The organism is Psychrobacter sp. AOP7-B1-25 (genome assembly GCF_052376195.1).
GTDB lineage: Bacteria > Pseudomonadota > Gammaproteobacteria > Pseudomonadales > Moraxellaceae > Psychrobacter.
This window is the reverse complement of record NZ_JBQSVK010000003.1, coordinates 209,385-231,087: the sequence shown is the minus strand read 5'-3', so window position 1 is coordinate 231,087 and position 21,703 is coordinate 209,385. Positions and strand designations below refer to the sequence as shown.

The following is a 21,703-nucleotide window of genomic DNA, read 5'->3' as shown; positions in this document are numbered from 1 at the left end:
GGTAGTTGATTAAAACCGTTTGATACTCAAATCTTTGCCAATTTTATCTTGATGAATCGGGAATTCAGACAGCTCATTGAACTGCTTGCGATCTGCAAAGTAGCTTTTTAAAGTAAGGCGAATAGCTTCAAATGCAAGTTTATCCCACGGGATATTTTCTTCACTAAATAATGCGCATTCGAGACTTTCTGACCCAGTACCATACGCACCGTCTTTTAGATCGGCTAGGTAGATAGAGTAGATTTGCCCAATATCTGGCAAGTCATAAATGCAGTATAAATGTGGATGCAGCACCACCGCATCGGCTTCCTCGTAGCTCTCTCTCGCTGCGCCTTCAGCCATGGTTTCGCCATTCTCCATAAAGCCTGCAGGTATTGTCCATAGGCCATATTGTGGCTCAATAGCACGGCGACAGAGTAATACTTTATTTTCATGGACGACTAGCGATCCACAGATAACTTTTGGGTTTTCGTAGTGAATATAGTTGCAATTTGGACATACCAAACGCGGCATATTATCCGTAGGTGGGATTTTTCGTTCTGCTTCATGACCGCATTGGAGGCAATAGTGCATATTAACTACCTTGTTATAAAAGTTATTGTGTATGATGTTTTTTATAGACTATAAGACCTATATTTTGAGGTGTCAGTGTCGTTGTTTTAGGTTAAGTCAGATTTAAGAGTGATGAAACAAATACTGTACGCAGTAGATTAATCAAACCTGACAATGTAACTCATTTAAACATGCCTAATTTAAACGTATCTAATGTAGATGTACCTGACTTATATGAGCTCAACTATATAATATATTATTCTAAAAAACAGCCATCGTCTTAAGATAGCACATATTATCGACGGACAGAATCACGATAACAGTAACGTATCATTTTACAGAGAGGCTGGCTATAATTTATTAAAAGTGCCGTTATTGAGCATTGATAAGCAATGAGTCAGTCACATAAATAGCATGCAGCTACTATTATATTGCGCTAGTCTAGTGAGTGGTCAGTAGTTATTGAGACCATAGCTACTAAAAAATCATATAGCTAAGAAAGATAGATATATCGTTGATTTTGTTTGGTAGTCGTATTTTTAATGAACAAAGACAAGAACGATGCTATTGATACCATTTAATAATGATAAAAACATAGGGCAATTATAATGTTATCCCCTTCGGAGGCTGTGAGTTTCGATAATCTATCAGTCGCTGTACCTAGTTTTATTCGACATCCGACGCTTCGTCAGTTAGCTGAACGAGTGCAACATGAGACTCTAAATACGCTGACCAGTCCAGCGATGTATGAGGCCCGGAACACCTCTCATAGTAGCCGTGTTTTAGACAGTCTGTATCAGACACCGATTGCCGATGCCTCAATATTAGTCGCCATTACCCATGAGCGTAGGCCTAAACTACTACTGACACGCCGCGCCGCCCATATGAACAGTCATGCTGGCGAGGTATCTTGTGCTGGTGGTAAGTATGAGATAGGGGATGGCAATAACGTCGTGACTGCATTGCGTGAAGCCTGTGAGGAGACAGCGTTACCACCTAACAAAGTCCAATTACTTGGTCAATTGCCTATTCAAACTTCAAAAAGTGGTTTGAGCGTACGTCCAATCGTGGCACTCATCGCTCCTGGTCTAATACTCGTACCTGAAGTTGGAGAAATATCACGTATTTTTTGGGCTGATTTTGAGTCACTAGTTACTCAACCAACTGTAGAGTATGAAGTTGAGTATAAAATGCAAGAAGAAATCGCGACCCTCCTAACACCTAGCTGGCAGGTCGAGGGTGAGACGGTTTGGGGACTAACAGGACGTGTGATTGCAAACCTACTAGAAACAGGCTTTGATCGACAGCTAGAGTGGTATTACCGCGTAGCAAATAAACGCTGATAGATGTTATCTACTTAACACCGTTATCTACTTATAATAATCATCATTTTTCTTAAGCCACCAGTTCATATTATCTTGGCGTCTGGCGCGGAATGCCTCTAGCTTATGAGCAACGGACGCATTACGCTGACGTGCAGTATCGAGCGCAAAAAGAATTGGCACTGAGGACAACACACCAAAGCGTATCTTTGATTTTGGTAAGTCTAGCCCATCGCCAATATCATCACCGACCAAGGTGCGAGTGACACTTGCGTTGACCATTTCCACAAAACGCCCACGGCGATTGTCTTCACCCATTAGCTGGCGAGGTAAATCATGCAATGCTTTTGCCAATGGTTGACCCATCTTAAAATCTAGCTGCTGTATTGATAGATACGTATAGAGCCACTCCCAACACGCGGCTTCATTTTTTGGTAAACGATCTAGATCAACACCCATCCAATAACTGGCAAGATTCCATAGGTGTAAGATACCTTCGGCTTCTTCTGTACTAATACGCGCGCCTAGCAATCGTAGGCCACGCATAATCAGTAATGAGAATTGCAAATGGGTGGCAATCATATCGGTTTGATTGATAGGGATGCCCCAATAGTCGGTATTCCAACTACCGTCAGGGTTATGATGTTGCTCGGCATTTGGTATCACGCCTGTAGCAGCATTACCCTTTCCTTTGAGTAGTTTTTGCCGTACTAAGGTGTGTATCTGACGCACCTGAATAGATTGACGCCAGCCCTCAGAACCGATAGCTAGCACTTGCTCGATAGGTTTGTGTTGGTTACGTGTGTTTGTATCGGATGAAGGGTGTTCAGACACGGCTAAGATATAGGCATAAGTACGCATCAATCGAGGTAGTGCATCGTGCATCAGTGCGCCCGTCTGAATGAGCGGTAGAGAAAGAGCAGGAATGCTATAGCCTGCCATCAGGGCCACATTACGCAGTAGCCAAATGAGCATTAATGGATAGCGGCGGTAGGCAACCGCGCCTATCTGAGCAAGCTTGGGGTCGAACCAGTCGGGATGGCTGCTAAATTGCTCAGTGAGCGCGCTAAATGAGAGATTGGTTATAAGGTCGTTATTTAGACTATTACTTAAATTGTCACTTAAACGGTTACCGAGAATATTATGTTGTAAAGGCTTTGCAAATTTTATATTTTGAGCAGCTAACGCGTCTGCGAGTGGGTCACCAGTATCATAACCTGCCACGATTTCATCAAGTAGAGCAGGTGAGATCGTAAAGTCTTTTGGTAATAGATAACGCTTAATTCGCTTTAAAACTTGTAAGTCGCTATGGTCATTGATATCAGTGGTACGTCCATGACGCTGATAGGCATTCGATGACTGGAGGTCAGGTTTGTCAGTTGGAGTACTTGCCGTATTGATGATTTTTTTATCCATAGTTATCAAGTACCATTTTCAGAGTGAAAGCGCGCTTTAGAGTGTAAAACTTGCATTACTATAGCTGTTCATCATAATCATTCATAAAAATTATTGGACTGATTCAACAAGTTCAATTGCTGTCGCGTCGCTTGAATACGGCGTTTAGTATTACGAATCTCATCAGACAGCGATAGTAGCCTTGCACGGGCTTCTTTTTCATTAGTAAAATCGAGCATTTCGCCATTTTCTAACTTATCGAATTCTGATTGATAAGTATCTAAAAGGCGATTATCTTCGTCCAACTGACTGTCTAAAGCGTAGTAATCTAGACCTTTTCGATTAGCTGATCGTAATGTATCGACCATAGTGATTGGGCAAACGTTGTTTAACTGACGACCACGTCTGCCAATATTGTAGGCATTACTGATAGTACAGTATTGCTGTAGACCAAGCTTGCGACCACGTTCCCACGCTTGATAGTTAGGTGTGACACTGGCTTTAGCGCAGGCTTTGGTATGGGACGCTAAGCGGTCCGAATGGTAACCTGCGACGCCATCGTTATAACCGATAGTTTGCCAGTCACCGACGAGACATTCTTGCTTTGATAGTGTTGCGCAGCCTGCTAACAGATAAATGCTACCGAAAACAGACAATCCTAATGCCAGATGACGTACAACGCGGTGTATAGGTCGGTACACGATCAGCTCCGATAGCTATGACAATTATGAACGCAAATAAATGATGCTAGCAATCAACTACATTATGCAGCTTTGTGATTGATTGCTAAGTCACTTGTAGATATCTCGATAACGCACACATGAACAAAATAAAGTAACTTATAAGCGGTATTGCGATTCAGCAGTACTACTATAAGCTACTCTCAACTCCATTAATGCGGACGAGTCAAATCGACTGATGTACTGCTAATATTGTCTTTCAAGCTTACTTTCAGCATGATGTAACCCGCGATACCAGAGACGATTGAACCCATGATAATGCCCAAGCGCTCATCAAACATAGTGGTTTCGCCAGCGAAAGCCAAGCCACCGATGAACAAACTCATGGTGAAACCAACACCGCATAATAATGCTGCGCCATATATTTGCTTATAGTCCATCCCTTTTGGCATAGTAGATAGACCAAGTTTAAAGATTAACCAGCACATGACCATAACGCCTACCTGTTTACCGATGAATAGGCCTGCAGCGATACCTAGCGGAACTGAGTGGAATAGCTCGGCAAGCCCTGCACCTTCAAGTGAGATACCCGAATTGGCAAAAGCAAATATTGGTAAAATACCAAAGGCGACAGAGTTATGGAGATCGTGCTCTAGCTCCTCTAGCGGAGAGTGCTCAGGATCAGTGCGGTCAAACATAGGAATAAATAATGCTAATACCACACCTGCCAATGTTGCATGGATACCTGATTTGAGTACCGCAATCCACATGACGATACCGATCAGCAGATAAGGCGTGATATTGGTCACATTGCGACGATTGAGCAGGTATAAGAATGGCAGACATAGACCAGCTACTGCTAACGATTCTAATGACAACTCACTGGTATAAAATAGAGCAATGATCAAAATCGCACCAATATCATCAAAAATAGCGATAGAGACCAAGAAGACTTTTAGGGAGTTGGGTACGCGGCTACCTAACAGGCTTAAAATACCAAGTGCGAAGGCGATATCGGTTGCAGCAGGAATTGCCCAGCCCTTCCAATACTCAGGCTCATTGAGATTAAAAAGTATATATACAATCGCTGGCATAATCATGCCGCCCAATGCTGCACCAGCTGGTAGGATGATTTGTTTGACGTTGGACAGCTCACCAATTAATACTTCGCGCTTAAGCTCTAATCCAACCAAGAAAAAGAACACTGCCATCAGACCATCATTGATCCAGTGGTGAGCATCTTTGGCAATAGCAAAGTCACCAATCTGAATCGCAACTGGTGCGTGGATAAAACTTTCGTACCACACATTAAGAGGGGAGTTGGCAATGATCATTGCAGCAACGGCAGCCAATGCTAAGACGATTCCGCCTGCTGCCTCAAATTCAAAAAATGCCTTAATCCTTCGTATTGCCATATCATCCTCATTCGCTAAGTGCAATTTACTAAATAACCTCAAATATCCATCAATGTCTGCGCTACCTATAATGTGAAGGTAGCAAATAGACAGAAACAGTTTCTCATACTCTTATCAATATAGACAACAAAATACGTCGAGCCAGTGCCAACGGTCTACTTTTTTATATTCACAATAGCAATATTATAAAGAGGATTTGACGAGCACAATAGTTGTAAGTCGTTACATCTTTTTAATAAGTCGCTATTTGACTGAGCATATTCGGAACGTTATTAGACAAATTTAGCAGACTTTGTTACGTTTTTGGCTTTTTTTACGGTTTTATCTTTATAATGAGCAGCGCTGTGCGACGTGTCATTATTTCTTTTGCTAGCACTGGTAAGCTGTCAGCTTATCGATAACGATATTTTAGCCTTATCTTAAAACGCCTTTTCTCTTCTTATCATATTTTGCAGGTCAGTGTCATGGACTTAACTTTCTCGTTAGAGATTATTTTAATGCTTACTGCGGTAGCTGCATTGGCAGGATTTATTGATGCTATTGCGGGCGGCGGCGGGCTATTGACCATCCCTGCCATGCTACTGGCCAATATTCCACCAGTATTGACATTAGGAACTAATAAGCTGCAAGCTGCATCAGGCGCGCTAGCTGCGTCTGTCACTATGATTAGAAAAGGGGTGGTCAAACCACAACGTATCAAAGTAGCTATCATTGCCGCTTTTATTGGTTCCGTTATCGGCACTATTGCTGTACAGATGTCACCACCTGACTTGCTCGAAAAAGTGATTCCATTTTTGATCGCGGCTATCGGTATCTATACATTATTTGCTCCTAGATTGGGTGAAGTAGAAGCAGCGCCGCGTATCACAGAGAGTAAATGGCAAAAAGTAGTAGCGCCATTGATTGGTTTTTATGATGGTTATATTGGTCCAGGTACTGGTATGTTCTTTGCGCTTGGTAATGTAGCATTACGTGGTCGTCAAATTATCGAAGCGACAGGCGCAGCTAAAGTATTGAATTTATCGACCAACATTGGCTCGTTAATTTTCTTTATTTTAGGCGGTAATGTACTGTGGAAAGTGGGGCTGGCGATGATGGTTGGACAAACCATCGGTGCTTATTTTGGCTCACATATGGTAGTCAAAGGCGGTAGCAAATTGATTCGCCCAGTGATTGTATTGGTCTGTTTGGCGATGCTGACTAAGTATGTGTTTGGCTAATTGGCTGTTAGCTAAATAGTATCAACTATTACTATTTGCTGATTATTGATTATTGATTATTGATTATTGACCATAAAAAAACCTCAGCCAATTTGACTGAGGTTTTTTATTTTATGCACTTTCATCTAGTAAGATTGGATTAGTGGCGACGATCAACATCATCGTATTCACTACCCATGATGCCATCACTAAAGACTTCAGAGAATTCACGTCCATTGTCTTCATCGATGTGACCATCAAATACGTCTTTTGCACCAGCGTTAGGATCGTTGTAAATAGCCAGATCCATTTTGTTTTCTGATTTTGCCACGATAGTGGTAACAGCAGCGTCACCGCCCACGTTTACAGCAGTACGTAACATATCAAGAATACGATCCACACCCAAGATTAGACCGATACCTTCGATTGGTAGACCTACTTGAGCAAATACCATAGACAGCATGATGAGACCAACACCAGGCACACCAGCCGTACCAACAGAGGCCAGTACTGACATCAAGATAACGGTTAAGTATTCGGTTATGCCCAAATCAATACCATAAATATTGGCAATAAAGATGGTCGCAGTACCCTGCATAATGGCCGTACCATCCATGTTAATGGTCGCACCAAAAGGAACAGTGAACGACGCAACTGAGTTATTTACACCCATACGCTTGGTCACAGTACGCAACGTAATAGGAATCGTCGCGTTCGAGCTTGACGTACTAAAAGCAAAGATCTGTACTTCACGCATTTTTGCCAGGAACGTCTTGATAGATAGTCCTGATGCGATCTTAAGTACAATCATCATGGTAATAAAGAAGTGGAAGGCCAATGAACCGACCAATACCGCGACATAGCCAAGTAGTGACCAGATCAGGTCTAAACCTAACTCTGCCATTGCTTTGGTCAATAGAGCAAATACACCATATGGTGCAAGGTTCATGATGATCGTCACCATCTTTAAGATGACTTCATTGATCAACTCTAGACTTTGCACTAAGCCTTTAGCAGGTTTACCTACCATCAAGATACTGACACCGATCAAGATAGCAAAGAAGATGATCGACAACATATCGCCATTTGCCATCGCGCTGATGGGGTTCGATGGGACAATGTTAGAGAACACATCAAGTAGAGGCGGCGCTGACGCTGCTTCAAACTCAGCTTCAGATGCGATATTCATGCCTTTACCGATACCGAATAGCGAACCAAGGCCAATCGCAGTTGCAATAGCAAGCGCAGTAGTGAACATATAAATAATGAATGTTTTGGTACCAATACGTCCAAGTAAGCGAATATCACCAATACCGCATACACCGCAAATCAGTGAGATAAGCACCAAAGGTACGACCAACATTTTTAGCGAGTTGACAAATAGCTTACCGATAATGGCGAGGAAGCCATTAGTAATATAGGTATCAACAAAACTACCTTCGCCGTTTAGTCCTGAGTAGTTTAGAAATAGGCCCAGTCCAATACCGAGCACCATGGCAACAATGATCTTGCCCGTCAGTCCCAAATTCTTCCACATAATTCATATCCTTTGTGTGCACAACAGCTTTATAGTAAGTATTTATTAGCCAACGTGATTTTACTTATCAGCCTTACTGCAAAGCTTGTTATGGCTATTAAGTTCCTGTGATTGTCGCTCGATGTCACATTTTCGTGGACAATATAAAAGAATAGCTAAGGGCACTGCAAGATTTTTTTCTCATTTTATTCTAAATGTACATTTCTCGTTATAACTATGTGCCCATAATACAGTTAATATTTATTCTAAACGGTTTGTTTTCCATATGAAACAAAATATTTATGAAAGAGCGCTTAGGATAAGTGAATATATTAAACTACTGATATAGAGCCATTAATTTTAGATTATTAAAATGGAAAGAGAAGTGTAGTATTTATACGATTGATTGGGTCCAATCTTTTGGTAGAACTAAAAAAGCCAGACTATCGTTTATAGATAGTCTGGCTGATAGGTAGTGAAAATCTTACTACAAGTTATAATCAAACTCAGTGTTTAATCATAATATTAAAAACAGAGTAGACCATTAAATCTTATCATCCTCTTCACGCGCCGAAGGTGACTGACGCTCTAATGGTTTAATGTCATTATCACTCGCTTCAGTATTCATTTCGTCAGATGGTGCAATGTGACGGTTATGATTGTTACCCATGCGCTCGTTAAGATGTGATTCAGCATCACGATGGCGATGATCTAGCGCCTCTACTTCAGGTTTTGATTCTTCAAAATCTGTCTGAGAATTGACTTCTTCGACAGTATCTTGTTCACTGACCAACTCTACATCGCCATCACTCTCGTAACCATGAGTAGGATTGGCGTCGCCAGTATGGTTGTCTGCATCTACAGTACTGCCTATCTTATTAGTGGCTAGTTCATCAACGGCAGATGCATCGCTATCCGCAGCGATACCGTTTCTGCTCTGAGCTTGTCTTTTTAGCTCTGCATAGTCAGTCAATTGGTGAACTGCATTTTCAAGAGCATGTGGATTGTCACGTTCTAGCGCTTCTGATAGGTGCGCATCAAATGTATCAGTCAATAATGAATCAAAACGCATGGCATTATATTGAATGAGCACTTCTGCTTCTTCTTCGGTAATGCCACCATTTTGACTGGCGTGTACCACGTGGTCTTCAAAGGTTAACCCTTCAAAGCTGTCTTTATGCTCCGCCTTTTTAAACTTCTGCCATAATGGTTCAATCTCGACTAGAGTCTGATAAGCATGTTCCATACGACCAGTCACGTCATCTACATCAGTATTGTAATGAACCATGGTTTTGAGGTAGTCGCGGAACGGATTGGCTGCAAAGTCATCCATGAAAGTATCACCCAATTGGCGTTTGAGCTCATCGCTTGCAGGGGTAAAGATACGTCCACTTGGGAAAGTTACGAAGCTAACCACATTGGCTGCCATACGATTAGGAAAATTGGCAAAGAAAGAAACAAAGGCTTCTTGAATCGTATATAAGCTAGTCTGTAGCGCAACTTCAGCATGCAAGCGTTCAGATTCAGACTTGCTGCCGTGCTCATAGAATTGCAAAATAGCAGTCGCAATAAACAGATGGCTGTGGATATCTGCTAAACGACCAGAGAGCATTTCTTTACGCTTTAAATCGCCTGCTAATAGACCTAATGCCATATCAGCAGTCAAGGCAAAGCTCGCGCTTAATCGGTTAATGTGTTTGTAGTAAGGACGGGTAAATGCATCAGCGAAATTTGGTGCATCATTACTACCACCAACGTAACCTGCTACAAATGCTTTTGCCCCACGGTTAAATGTGTAACCTAAATGCTTAAAGAAAAGGGTATCGAATTTTTTAGTAGCAGCAGCCTTATCTTCGCTTTGTAGTAATTGAAGCTCGTCAAACAGGTAAGGGTGGCAACGCATCGCACCTTGACCAAATATCATGAGTGAGCGCGTCAGAATATTTGCGCCTTCAACGGTGATAGAGACAGGAATCGCTTGATAAGGCGTGGCCAAGAAGTTGCGTGGACCCATTTGTACAGCACGTCCGCCAACCACATCCATACCATCGTTAACAACGCTACGCATGGTTTCAGTCGCGTAGTATTTTGCCATGGCCGTCATCACAGATGGCGTACCACCTTGATTCAGTCCGCAAGTGACTAAATGACGGAACGCCTCTAACATATAGGTGTTACTCGCCATACGGCTAGTGGCGCCTTTTACACCTTCAAACTTACCTACTGATATCTTGAACTGTTCACGAACTTTTGCAAATGCACCGACAGACAGATAGGTCATTTCACTGGCTGATGTTGACAGAGCGGGTAAAGAAATACCTCGGCCAACGCCTAAGCATTCCATCAGCATACGCCAACCGCGACCAGCGTTTTCAACGCCACCAATGATGTAATCTAATGGGATGAAGACATCCTTACCATCGACCGTACCATTCATAAATGGCGAACCGATTGGGTTGTGACGCGGCCCTGTTATGACGCCTTCATGATCAGCGGGAACAAGGGCACAAGTAATGCCATAGTCGGTTTTTTCAGGATTCCCAAGCAAACCTTCTGGATCGTGCATTTTGAATGCTAAACCAACGACAGTAGCGATAGGGGCCAAAGTAATCCAACGCTTTGAGAAATTCATACGTAGGCCGAGCACTTGCTCGCCTTCATGCACACCGTAGCAGACTACACCTGTATCAGGAATTGCACCTGCATCAGAGCCAGCTTCGGGCCCGGTCAAACCAAAACAGGGCACTTCATCACCCTTTGCAAGACCTGGTAACCAGCGCTGTTTTTGCTCTTCTGTGCCATAGTGCATCAATAGCTCACCAGGACCGAGCGAGTTGGGAACCATGCAGGTTACAGCAGCCGTTGGCGAGCGCGAAGCAATCTTGCTCATTACACGACTTTGCGCATAAGAGCTAAACTCTAAGCCGCCAAACTCTTTTGGAATGATTAAACCTAAGAAACCATTACTCTTGATAAATTGCCATGCCTCAGGCGATAGATCTTTATCTTTATGTTGAATCTGCCACTCATCAAGCATGACACATAAGGTTTCTACTTCGTTATCAATGAAACTTTGCTCTTCTTCTGAAAGCTGCGGATAAGGATAGTTAGCAAAGGTATCCCAGTTCGGCGCGCCCATGAACAGCTCTTTTTCCCACCAACTAGTACCCGCATCAAGCGCTTCACGCTCCGTATCACTCATACTCGGCATCGCGCCGCCCAATGCCTTATAGACAGGCTTAGTAATCAGTGATTGACGCAACGGTGATATCAGTAGCACTAAGCACAGTAGTGCTAGTGGTATACCCAAAATGAGCGACCATGGACTGATCATTGCGGTGACGATAACCGTAACTAGGGCGACGATGCTACCCGTGACCCGTGATAAGGACAACAAAAAGATGGCCAAGACCACGGCTAACTGTATGACGACTGCCAAAATAAATAAGCCAATTGCCATGACTATCTCCTTTAAAATGCTGAATAAAAACTGCGAAAAGTAAGTGAGTGAAAAGCTAACTATAATTATTTTGCGTCTTGCCACTCACTGTCTTATAAGTATGTCGAATGATTTGTTAATCACTAAAGGTTCAATTCTACGCCTTTTGAGTACTAGTATTAACGGTCTAGCAAGTAATTGACAAATAAATGACAAGAATGGCTACTAATATGAAACAGTTGTCTATAACTATCAAGAGCCAAAATGCTACGCTCTGTCGATGATATGTATCAAACATGATGGTTTGAAGGTTTGACAAGCAGCTACGTAGATTACATAGCCAGCTGTCATCTATAACTAGCCATTATCTATAATTAACCAATAAGCTAGCCAAAAGGGGCAGTACAGCTTTCGGCATAAGACAAAGTGTCGTTACGGCCAACGATAATGTGATCGACAAGCGAGATATCTAACAAATCACAGGCCTTTTTTAATTCATAGGTCAGTAAGTTATCTGCCGTCGACGGCTTGGCATCGGTATGAGGATGATTGTGGGCGATAATAAGTTGGCTAGCAGCGTGACTTAATGCATGGCGCAGTACGTGCTTGATACAGACTGAACATGATGAGATGCCACCAGTAAATAGTATTTCAAAGTTTAAAAGGTTGAGAGCGTTATCCAGACAGAGTACCGCGAATACTTCACGACGCTCACCCCGCAGCTGGGTACTGATATAATCTTTGACCGCTTGTGAGCGGCCGAGCGACTGCCCAGTTTTGAGTTGACTGTCTAGATAGCGCGTACCCATCTCAAGGGAGGCTAATATTTGGGCATATTTTGCAGGGCCAATACCATGGCAGGCAAGTACTGTCTTTTGAGGGGCGGCCAATAGTTCGGCCAAGCTACCAAACTGATCGATCAAATGCCGCGCTAACTCAATCGCTGACTGTGACCGCGTACCTGTACGTAAAAATATGGCCAGTATCTCTGCATCAGACAAATGAGCTGCACCAAATTTTAAAAGTTTTTCGCGTGGCCTGTCATCCTCATGCCAGTCTTTGATCGCCATTGTCACTCCTTGAAAATGGGTTGATACTCGTTATCGAGATAGATACGGAAAATCTTACCCAATTTATCTCATAATTGTTACTATAAGCGCAATTTTATCTTTTTACTTTTTTATTGAAGTCACGCTTATGTCCAATATTGTGCTTGCTATTACTGGCGGTATCGCCGCTTATAAATCTGCTATATTTGCCCGCTTGTTAGTTAAGGCAGGCTTTGATGTGCGCGTTATCATGACGAAAGGTGCACAAGCATTTATTACACCACTGACGCTACAAGCATTGACGGGTAACGAGGTGCATGTCTCATTGCTCGATGAGCAGGCAGAGGCAGGTATGGGGCATATTGAGCTGGCTAAGTGGGCCGATTTAATCGTGATTGCACCTGCATCTGCCAATACGCTTGCGCGTCTGGCTATGGGTATGGCTGATGATCTATTGACCACAGTGTGCCTTGCTACTACTGCGCCTATTATTATCGCTCCTGCTATGAACCAGCAGATGTGGGCGCATCCAGCAGTTGACCTAAACGTGCAAACATTGCGCGATATGAATTATCAAATTATCCAGCCAGCTAGCGGTGAGCAAGCGTGCGGTGATGTCGGAGCAGGGCGCTTGCCTGAGCCTGAGCAATTGTTGGATGAGGTATTACTGTTCATCGCGATGAATACAACGCCGCAACTGCTGGCAGGCAAAAGAGTGGTCATTACCGCAGGTCCAACAGTAGAAGCGATTGACCCTGTACGTTATTTGTCTAACCACTCTTCGGGGAAAATGGGCTTTGCATTGGCGCGTGCCTGTGTCGCTGCTGGTGCAGACGTTGTCTTAATCGCTGGTGGTAAAGTTGCATTGCCTACACCGCTTAATGTCACACGGATCGACGTATTGTCTGCCGAAGATATGCTGACAGCGGCGCAGCAATGTGTGGATGGCACGCATAGCGAGCTGCAATTGGTCTATGAAGATGAGCACAATCATTCTCATCCCCATGAACACCATCATGGCGACTGTGGTTGCGGTGATGACGATGTAAACGACCATAACAGCAACCATGACTCATTACAGCCTCATGATGACAGCCAATATGTGAAAGCAGATATCTTTATTGCGACCGCAGCCGTGGCAGATTATCGTACGGAAGAAGCCGCACCGCAAAAAATCAAAAAAACACAAGATGCCATGACGCTCAGTCTGGTTAAAAACCCTGATATTCTAGCGACGATTTCTCTTGCACATCCAAAATTGTTTGTTGTCGGTTTTGCAGCAGAGACACAAGATGTCGAGCGTTATGCTCGTGGTAAGTTGGTCGCAAAAGATTTAGATATGATTGCCTGTAATGATGTCTCACGTGCAGATATTGGTTTTGCCAGTGATGACAATGCTATGCAGGTGTTTTTCTCTGAGTGCTACGAGCGTGACGCGGTAGCACTTGAAAAGACCAGTAAAGACAAAATTGCTGAGCAGTTAGCTAGCATCATCGGTGAAACAATCGGTCAACGTAAAAATATTAAAGATACAGGCGCTAAGTCTGATAGCTAGCATGTAGATAGTGTATAGATACAGACGCTGAGCCTGAAATGGTGTGACCGATATGATGAATATAGCTGGTAACGATAGCACTCAGATGCTAGTGCTGACGGTCATTTTTGCGCTTGCCTCACTGCTACACGGTATTAGTGGACTGGGTGCAACGCTAGTGACGACCACTGCGCTTGCTAGCATGTACCCACTACAACACTCCATTGTATTAGTAATTTTCCCTTCGCTAGTAGTCAATGCCATGACTTGGCTAGTCGGCGGTGAGCGCACCATTTGGCAAAACTTTATCTACTACGGCAGACGCTATTGGTTACTTGCGCTTACCAGCTTACTAGGTAGCATTTTAGGTGCGAAGCTGTTGCTATGGGTCGATAGCGCTTATATTCTCTTGTTGTTGGCCGCGGTCATTGCCTTCTACGTTGTGAGTAGCTTACTGGGCAAGCAAATCCGTTTACCAAATACTAAGCCTATGTTGATAGCCGTTGGCTTTGGTGCAGGTGTTATTGGCGGCTCGACCAACGCCATGTCGACGATATTGATGATGTATCTGCTGTCTGCCAGTGACGATAAAAACACCATCGCCAAAGTTGGCAATATGTGCTACTTTTTAGGAAAGACTGCCCAAATTATGGTGTTACGTGAGCCCATCATGGCATTGAGCAGTGGTGAGTGGCAGCTGATTGCCTTTTTGAGTGTGCTGTCTATAGTCACACTGCTAGTTGGAATCCGCTTGCGTCGCTATTTACCACAAGCACGTTTCCGTCAGCTTATTTTATTAATCTTGATCGTGCTTGGGATACGCGTTGGCTGGCAAGGTATTACCGCATTGTTATAGATAAACTATACAAGCCATTTCAGTTCAGAAATCATCTTTACCTTGTCAGCGATATTTTATTAGACCAATTCTTCAAAAAATATCTGCTGTGCCAAACGAAAGGTATTGCAGTGCGCTTCGACCACATCTTCGATATCTTCTGAGTAGCCGCCGCCCATCACGATAGCAACAGGAATATTAGCGGCTTTTGCTTGCTGCAGGACATATTCATCACGTGCCTTACAACCTGCTTGTGTCAAGCCAAGTTTGCCTAGCTTGTCGGTCGCGAGTACGTCGACAGCAGATTGATAAAAAATTATATCTGGTACAACTTCAGAGATTAATCGTGGCAGCGTATCTTCTAATATCTGTAAATACTCAGCATCGCCTGTATCATTGTCTAGCTCAATATCTAAGTCTGATACTTGTTTACGAAACGGATAGTTCTTTGCACCATGCATGCTAAAGACAAAGACGCGTGGCTCATCTGTCATAATGCTGGCGTTGCCGTTGCCCTGATGAACATCCAAATCGATAACTAAAATCTTTTGTGCTTGTCCACGATTTAATAGTAGATTGCTAGCGATACAGACATCATTGAAAACGCAAAAACCTTCTCCATGACCAGCAAAAGAGTGATGCGTACCGCCTGCGACATTCATGGCCACGCCATACTGCTGAGCATATAGCGCGCACTCATACGTTGCATGGGCAATATAACGTCCGCGCTCGACCAATTGAGGCGTCATCTCAAATCCGATCGTACGAGCAGCCTTGCGTGGTAATGTTTGGGTTTTAAGCTGATGCCAGTACTCGGCGGTATGAGTGGTCAAAATCTCATCTTCGCTTAAGCGAGCAGGAGCAAAGAAGTTATCTTGGCTGATAGTCCCTTCTGCTACTAGACGCTCAGGAATCATGATGTACTTTTGCATGGGAAAGCGGTGCTTTTCTGGTACGGAGTAGCGAAAGACGTCAGAGTAGGCAATTTTTAGCATAAGAATTCTAGCTTAGTATTGATGATGTTTTGGATAGAAAAGTAAAGAGATAAGTATCAGCTATCGCGGATTATGGCTTGATTAAAAAAGCAGTTTATCGAACAAACTGAGTTATTGAACAAACTGAGTCGGCAAAAAGAATGTCCGTGCGTCTGTCTGTTGGCGTAACTCCAAGAGTAGCGTCTGCATATCTTCAGCAGGATCTTGATTATTAATCAAATCCACAAACAGCTCGTTGGCGACAGTGGTCATCGCAACCACGCTTTGTAGTAAATGCTCGATAATCTCATTATCAATGCCAACTGCTTCGACATCGATAGCATTTTTGTAGCGTATCTCACCATCGTTGACATCCATCTCTAGATTGCCGATTAGCATGTCATAGTTGATTTGGGTAATGAGCAGCATCGCGGCACTTTGATGACTTTCTGGTATTAAAAATGGCAAGATACCGTAGACGGCCAGTAGCTTATTTTTTTCTTGCACTCGAAACAGATAACTACAGTTTATTTGCTTATGACGCATTTTCAGGGATAAATGATGAGATTGTTGGCTGTCGTTAGTTTTTGGTCGATAATGCGTATAGTGCCACTGTTTGTCATTGAAGTATTGTTTTAAGCAGTCGACGATAGGGGTGTGACTTTGGTTTTGGGGTTCTGCATCTGCGCTATCGGTTTCTAAGCTATCGGTTTTGAGTTGAGATGCATTTGCTTGAGCGTTATGCTGTTCGCTGCCTTGCTTTGCCTCTAATTCATGAGAGATATTAGAGACAGTACTATCAGTAGCTTGAGAACTGATATTAGCTGTATTATCGGTCACGTCCTCAGCAAGTGATGCACGCCCTTGCTCGCTTGCACTATCGCCGACTGAATGCTGTGCGGAAGCAGTCAGTAACCGTTTGATCTTTTGCCATAAGCTGAGTTTATTGCGTTGACTCATAATAGTATGCTGACAAATAGGGGTTATAAATTAATCGTGATTAAATGCTAAACCTTCTTTGATAGCAGGCTGTGCATAAAACGCTTCTAGCATTTCACGGATATGAGCTGTCAACCAAGGCGTCTCAAGAACATCGTACATTATAGGCAGTAGAGCAGTACTACACTGTTTCATAGCTGCGTCATCAATGTGCAAACTCGCAGCGATGGTCGCCATCGTGTCAGACTGATGATTGGCATACCAAGTGTCGATGCTTGATGTTACTAAGCTATGCAGATACGGTGACAGTCGCAGACGGTTGTAGCTTTGCTGGATACTGGCTTCGATATGGTCAATGTTACTGTTGCCAGGCTCATCGCTTAAGTAGGTTTGTAGTTCACTGATCGGTTGATCTTTGATGCGATCCCAGCCCATGACCATCAAGCGTGCAACTTCTTCGTTGGATAGGTGCTCTTGTGCATTAGCTTCAGCTTTGCGCGTCAAATCTTTGATATTGCGATGCAGGTACGTTTGTAGTTTCTCATCAAGGTTTCTGTTGGTCGCCTTTTCAAAAGAGCTACGACCAAGCTTCATCAATTTACCAACGCCACCTGCTTTATCAAGCGTACTTTCCATAAAATCATTGATAGCGTGATAGAGTGTTTGGGTCAATAAATCTGCAAAGGTTTCGTTACCGACCAGCGTATGAATCAGTATGTTACGCTGCTGCTCATGGCTGCCGACATAGTTGGCCAAAGTTTCAACTTGAGTATCGTCGACCAGTTCAGACAAAGGTACGTTGTCATTGACTGGATGATAAATAATAGTGTGCAAAATATCACGGATATCAGTACGCATTACTTCAGTCATTGGCTGACTTAACAGCCAGTCCTTCACCAGCTGCTGTAAGTGATCGCAGGTGATATATTTGCTAAAAGGCTGTGCACCAAACCATTGCCAAGCCTTCATCGCTAGTGGCTCAGCTTGATTGTGCAGCCACTGCTGTATAAAGTTGACTTGAGCATCGATTAAGCTATCAACTGTTAAACGACTGCTTAATAGTTCTTTCGACAAGCTGGGGTCTGCGTTGTCATTTTTAGTTTCTGCAGCAGTATGAGGTTTTTGGCTATCTAGTGAAGTCGGCATAGGTTTTGAAATCATATTTTAAAGTTGTATTTTTTTTGAGGTCGTACTTTTTGAAGTCAGAGTAATCGACAATTTGTTATACTGTGTGTTTGTAGCGAGCATAGGGTATTATGCCACGAACATTGCCTTTTTTTGTGATGAATATTGATTGCTGCTTAATAAATAGCCAGAGGTTTTGATGACGGTTTGGGATACGCCTTTACTTACACTTGATGAGCTGACGGTTCAGCGCGGTGAGATACCGCTGTGTGAAGGAGTTACGTTGCAGCTATCTGCTGGTAGTGTTTGCCATCTAATCGGGGCAAATGGGACGGGAAAGACCACACTGCTGATGCAGTTGGCAGGACTGTTACCTGTTTTGTCAGGTAAGGTTACTTATCAAGGACAGTCGGGTTTGCCAGTTCAGCCTTTATATGTCTCGCATCAGTTAGGTATTCATCCGAATCTGACAGTGGCGCAAAACCTGACATTTCTACTGAATTTATATGGTATCACGCCAAGCGCTACCGATATTGATGACGCACTCACATGGGTTGGGCTACAAGGGTTTGAAACGATTAGCTCAAGCCATCTGTCTGCTGGTCAAACGCGGCGTATTACACTGGCGCGATTGTACCTACTAACTCCTGATGTGACACCAATCTGGTTACTTGATGAGCCTTTCACGGCGTTAGATGTCGATATGGTGGCACGTATGGAAGAGCGGTTATGCGAGTTTGCACAGGCTGGTGGGTCGATACTAATGACCAGTCATCAGGCAGTCGGTGTTGCCAATCAAGTGCTCGATTTGTCAGATCACATGGTATGAGTTTGCTTGCTATCAGTACCATTAGTATATGTGCAAGGACAAATGATGACAGACAGACCAATACAAGTAGGATCAGTAGCCGCTATGAATGAAAAACCAAATGCTATTGCCACAGTGCCTCGCAGTATTGGGTTTATGCAGCTCTGGCGCCGTGAATGGCAAGTTAAGCAGCAAGGAGCGGTGCAATGGTTGTATCCATTGGTTCTGTTCTTAGTGATTATTACTTTGTTTCCGCTAGCAGTCGGTAGTGAGCCTGCGCTATTGCAGCGTCTGGGCGTATCAGCAGTGTGGATTGCTGCGTTGCTGTCACTGGTAATGGGCGTTGATGGATTATTCAAACCTGCGCTTGATAATGGTACGCTGGCGCAATTGGTCGTGGCTAAAGCGTCACTACCGTTATGGGTGCTGATTAGACTGGTCATTCATTGGGTTTTTAGTAGTGGTATTGTGGCTGCCCTTAGCTTGCTTGCCGTGCCGTTATTTCAGCTCAGTTGGTTTGAAGCATGGATATTGATGGCCTCTATCGTGACAGGTAGTCCAATGCTTCTAATGCTATCCGCAGTCGCAAGTAGCTTGACGCTATCGTTAAAGAATGGGGCAGTATTGGTGCCTTTGATTGCTTTACCGATGCAGTTGCCAGTATTAATTTTTGCTACGGGTGCGGTTGATTTATTTGCCTCTGGGCTTAATGGTTTACCTATTTTAGCCTTATTGCTAGCAGGAAGTATTGTTTCTGTTTTGGTCATGCCTTGGGTGATTGCTACCACTTTAAAGATGTCATGGCTGAATTAAATGATTTGCTTACTGTAATCCTAAAGTTCAGTTATCGAGATTCGATTATCTAAACTTAGCCATCTAAATCTAGTTATCTAAACCCATGTATTAACACCGTGGTGAAAACTGGCAATTTTGCTATAATAGTCAATTGAATACGTAAACAGCTCTTTGTAGATTATATCCAGTGTTTAACGCCAGCAGGTGAGTTGATCGTGGTGCTTGTGTAGACCGCATTATTTATCGCCAGTAAGCTGTGTAATAGGTTTTTTCCCATGCCCAACCTGAATAACGTCTCATCCCCTAACCTGTGGCAGCGCATTTGGCAGGGTTTCTTGACCACTGTGGGTACCAAGCAGTTTTTTCGTATCTTTAGCCCTTGGGTTAAGTGGTTAGCGATATTGGCCAGTCTTTGTTTGCTCATTGGTAGCGTATGGGGCCTTGCTTTTGCGCCGCCTGATTATCTTCAGGGCAATAGCTATCGCATTATCTTTATCCATGTTCCAGCGGCTAGTATTGCCATTTCTATCTATTTTGCCCTTGCTGTCTTAGGGATGATTTATTTGGTATGGAAGATCAAGACGGCCAGTTTGGTCGCGCAGGCACTTGCCCCGATGGGGTTTTTACTATGTGTCATCAGTTTGCTTACAGGTTCTATTTGGGCAAAGCCAACATGGGGTACTTACTGGGTATGGGACGCACGCCTTACGTCAATGCTGATATTGGCGTTTCTATACGCAGGCGTGATGGCACTGTTTGCCGCTTTTGAGCATACGGCCAATCGTGGTAAAGCGGCAGCTATTTTATCTATCGTGGGTGCAGTGAATCTGCCTATTATCAAGTACTCAGTAGAGTGGTGGAATACGTTGCACCAAGGCGCAACCTTTAGTTTGACCGCAGCACCGAAGATGTCGGCAGATATGTGGATGCCTTTGCTATTGATGATTATCGGCAGCTATTTACTGGTTGCGACATTAGCGATTTATCGTACCAACACGCTAATTCTATACCGTGATCAAGGCAAAGCGTGGGTTAAAGAATACATTCGTGGTCAACACAAATAACGGCTAGGAAAATACTATGCAGCCTTACTTTTATAGCGTATCTGAGTTCATCGCCATGGGTAAGCATGGGGTTTTTGTATGGTCATGCTGGGCGATAACGATCGGAGTGATGTTGGCATTTATTATTTATAGCCGCAAACAACGACAGTCACTCATCAAACAGCTGACTATCCAGCAAGCGCGTCAAGCACAGCGAACCACTAAAACCTCAACACCTGTGACCAAACAAGCTAAATGAAAAATCATTTTAATATCATAGTTTTAGCGTAAGAAACTGTATCCTTACACCGACAAAAATATGACTTTGCAGGTAGCGATGGTGCTTATTGGGTTGTCTGAAAAATGCTACCATATAGCGATTAGAAGAGTACGATTAGAAAGACATTTTTAGAACGTTTTTCTAATGGTAGTTTCTTCAAAATTTTCTGTTTTGTAAATGGATTATGGTTTATAAGACAGTGACTCATTAATGGGGTAGTGGTATGAATGCAGTTCGTCGGAAAAAACTGACGTGGGTTATGTTTACGCTGGTAGGTGCGGCAGTAGCAGTAATGTTGGTTATCTATGCCATCGGGCAGCAAACTGATTACTACTTTGATGCAACCGCTATTGCTCAAGGTGAAGCGCCTCAAGACAAACGTATTCGTGCTGGTGGTATGGTGGTCTCAGGTAGTGTACAGCGTGCAGCAGATAATCCATTGAATGTTGAATTTGCGATTACTGATTTTCAATCAACAGTGCCAGTGACATACCAAGGTATTCTGCCAGACTTATTTGCTGAAAATTCAGGCGTTGTTGCCACAGGTAAAATGCAGGGCGATACTTTTGTCGCAGGTGAAGTGTTGGCTAAGCATGACGAAAACTATATGCCACCTGAAGTCGCTAAATCTATGAAAGAAAACAATCGCAGCGGTGCAATACCGTCTTCTGAACAGTATAATCCTGCTGAAAAGGTTCATGAGACTGAAACGCTACAACAATAAACATCATGAGTTTTCCTACCATATAAAAAAGCCACCGACTATCGGTGGCTTTTTATTGAACTGTGATTAGCTAATCAAC

The 21,703-nt window shown here is 43.4% G+C and carries 19 protein-coding genes; 9 read left to right on the top strand and 10 right to left on the bottom strand.

Annotated features, from left to right (window positions below; genetic code table 11):
• Positions 1–9 precede the first annotated feature (9 nt).
• The gene (locus ACT3QR_RS05050; protein WP_444520295.1) at positions 10–573 is read right to left on the bottom strand and encodes an NUDIX hydrolase; all 564 of its coding nucleotides are present in this window, start codon (positions 571–573) and stop codon (positions 10–12) included.
• A 587-nt stretch (positions 574–1,160) separates the two neighbouring features.
• Here ACT3QR_RS05050 and ACT3QR_RS05045 point away from each other — a divergent pair.
• Entirely contained in the window at positions 1,161–1,895 is a 735-nt protein-coding gene (locus ACT3QR_RS05045; protein WP_444520294.1) for an NUDIX hydrolase, read from the top strand.
• Positions 1,896–1,922: 27 nt separating this feature from the next.
• On the opposite strand, the gene ACT3QR_RS05040 is transcribed toward ACT3QR_RS05045, so the two are convergent.
• The 3 genes from ACT3QR_RS05040 to nhaA all read right to left on the bottom strand — a co-directional run bounded on the left by ACT3QR_RS05040 (position 1,923) and on the right by nhaA (position 5,364).
• Positions 1,923–3,290, bottom strand: coding sequence for an oxygenase MpaB family protein (locus ACT3QR_RS05040; RefSeq protein WP_444520293.1), 1,368 nt, complete (start codon positions 3,288–3,290; stop codon positions 1,923–1,925).
• A gap of 77 nt (positions 3,291–3,367) precedes the next feature.
• Positions 3,368–3,970: a DUF2799 domain-containing protein gene (locus tag ACT3QR_RS05035; protein WP_444520292.1), complete on the bottom strand. Its 603-nt coding sequence runs from the start codon at positions 3,968–3,970 to the stop codon at positions 3,368–3,370.
• 191 nt (positions 3,971–4,161) lie between these two features.
• Complete coding sequence (gene nhaA / locus ACT3QR_RS05030; protein ID WP_444520291.1) at positions 4,162–5,364, bottom strand: Na+/H+ antiporter NhaA; 1,203 nt, start codon at positions 5,362–5,364, stop codon at positions 4,162–4,164.
• Between the two features lie 464 nt (positions 5,365–5,828).
• Here nhaA and ACT3QR_RS05025 point away from each other — a divergent pair, with 464 nt between their 5' ends.
• Positions 5,829–6,584, top strand: coding sequence for a TSUP family transporter (locus tag ACT3QR_RS05025; protein WP_444520290.1), 756 nt, complete (start codon positions 5,829–5,831; stop codon positions 6,582–6,584).
• Between the two features lie 139 nt (positions 6,585–6,723).
• On the opposite strand, the gene ACT3QR_RS05020 is transcribed toward ACT3QR_RS05025, so the two are convergent.
• From ACT3QR_RS05020 to radC, 3 genes are all read right to left on the bottom strand, one after another.
• On the bottom strand, positions 6,724–8,100 hold the full coding sequence (locus ACT3QR_RS05020; RefSeq protein WP_444520289.1) for a dicarboxylate/amino acid:cation symporter: 1,377 nt from the start codon (positions 8,098–8,100) through the stop codon (positions 6,724–6,726).
• Between the two features lie 523 nt (positions 8,101–8,623).
• Entirely contained in the window at positions 8,624–11,539 is a 2,916-nt protein-coding gene (locus ACT3QR_RS05015) for an acyl-CoA dehydrogenase (RefSeq protein ID WP_444520288.1), read from the bottom strand.
• Between the two features lie 365 nt (positions 11,540–11,904).
• The gene (gene radC, locus ACT3QR_RS05010) at positions 11,905–12,588 is read right to left on the bottom strand and encodes a RadC family protein (protein WP_444520287.1); all 684 of its coding nucleotides are present in this window, start codon (positions 12,586–12,588) and stop codon (positions 11,905–11,907) included.
• A 127-nt stretch (positions 12,589–12,715) separates the two neighbouring features.
• Between radC and coaBC the strand changes: the two genes are divergently transcribed.
• Both coaBC and ACT3QR_RS05000 read left to right on the top strand, forming a co-directional pair.
• A complete protein-coding gene (coaBC, locus tag ACT3QR_RS05005; protein ID WP_444520286.1) occupies positions 12,716–14,122 on the top strand; it encodes a bifunctional phosphopantothenoylcysteine decarboxylase/phosphopantothenate--cysteine ligase CoaBC in 1,407 nt (468 codons plus the stop codon).
• Positions 14,123–14,174: 52 nt separating this feature from the next.
• Complete coding sequence (locus ACT3QR_RS05000) at positions 14,175–14,957, top strand: TSUP family transporter (RefSeq protein WP_444520285.1); 783 nt, start codon at positions 14,175–14,177, stop codon at positions 14,955–14,957.
• Between the two features lie 59 nt (positions 14,958–15,016).
• On the opposite strand, the gene ACT3QR_RS04995 is transcribed toward ACT3QR_RS05000, so the two are convergent.
• The 3 genes from ACT3QR_RS04995 to ACT3QR_RS04985 form a co-directional block, all read right to left on the bottom strand.
• Positions 15,017–15,931: a histone deacetylase family protein gene (locus ACT3QR_RS04995; protein ID WP_444520284.1), complete on the bottom strand. Its 915-nt coding sequence runs from the start codon at positions 15,929–15,931 to the stop codon at positions 15,017–15,019.
• Positions 15,932–16,042: 111 nt separating this feature from the next.
• Positions 16,043–16,870: a hypothetical protein gene (locus ACT3QR_RS04990; RefSeq protein ID WP_444520283.1), complete on the bottom strand. Its 828-nt coding sequence runs from the start codon at positions 16,868–16,870 to the stop codon at positions 16,043–16,045.
• A gap of 30 nt (positions 16,871–16,900) precedes the next feature.
• Complete coding sequence (locus ACT3QR_RS04985) at positions 16,901–17,995, bottom strand: hypothetical protein (RefSeq protein ID WP_444520282.1); 1,095 nt, start codon at positions 17,993–17,995, stop codon at positions 16,901–16,903.
• A gap of 178 nt (positions 17,996–18,173) precedes the next feature.
• On the opposite strand from ACT3QR_RS04985, the gene ccmA reads away from it, so the two are divergent.
• The 5 genes from ccmA (at position 18,174) to ccmE (ending at position 21,624) form a co-directional block, all read left to right on the top strand.
• The gene (gene ccmA, locus ACT3QR_RS04980; protein ID WP_444520281.1) at positions 18,174–18,803 is read left to right on the top strand and encodes a heme ABC exporter ATP-binding protein CcmA; all 630 of its coding nucleotides are present in this window, start codon (positions 18,174–18,176) and stop codon (positions 18,801–18,803) included.
• A gap of 135 nt (positions 18,804–18,938) precedes the next feature.
• Positions 18,939–19,595, top strand: a complete 657-nt coding sequence (locus ACT3QR_RS04975; RefSeq protein WP_444520358.1) for a heme exporter protein CcmB — start codon at positions 18,939–18,941, stop codon at positions 19,593–19,595.
• Positions 19,596–19,852: 257 nt separating this feature from the next.
• Complete coding sequence (gene ccmC, locus ACT3QR_RS04970) at positions 19,853–20,641, top strand: heme ABC transporter permease CcmC (RefSeq protein WP_444520280.1); 789 nt, start codon at positions 19,853–19,855, stop codon at positions 20,639–20,641.
• 16 nt (positions 20,642–20,657) lie between these two features.
• Positions 20,658–20,879 carry a heme exporter protein CcmD gene (gene ccmD, locus ACT3QR_RS04965; RefSeq protein ID WP_444520279.1) on the top strand — a complete coding sequence of 74 codons (222 nt, stop codon included), beginning with the start codon at positions 20,658–20,660 and terminating at the stop codon, positions 20,877–20,879.
• Between the two features lie 244 nt (positions 20,880–21,123).
• Entirely contained in the window at positions 21,124–21,624 is a 501-nt protein-coding gene (gene ccmE, locus ACT3QR_RS04960; protein ID WP_444520278.1) for a cytochrome c maturation protein CcmE, read from the top strand.
• Positions 21,625–21,703 lie beyond the last annotated feature (79 nt).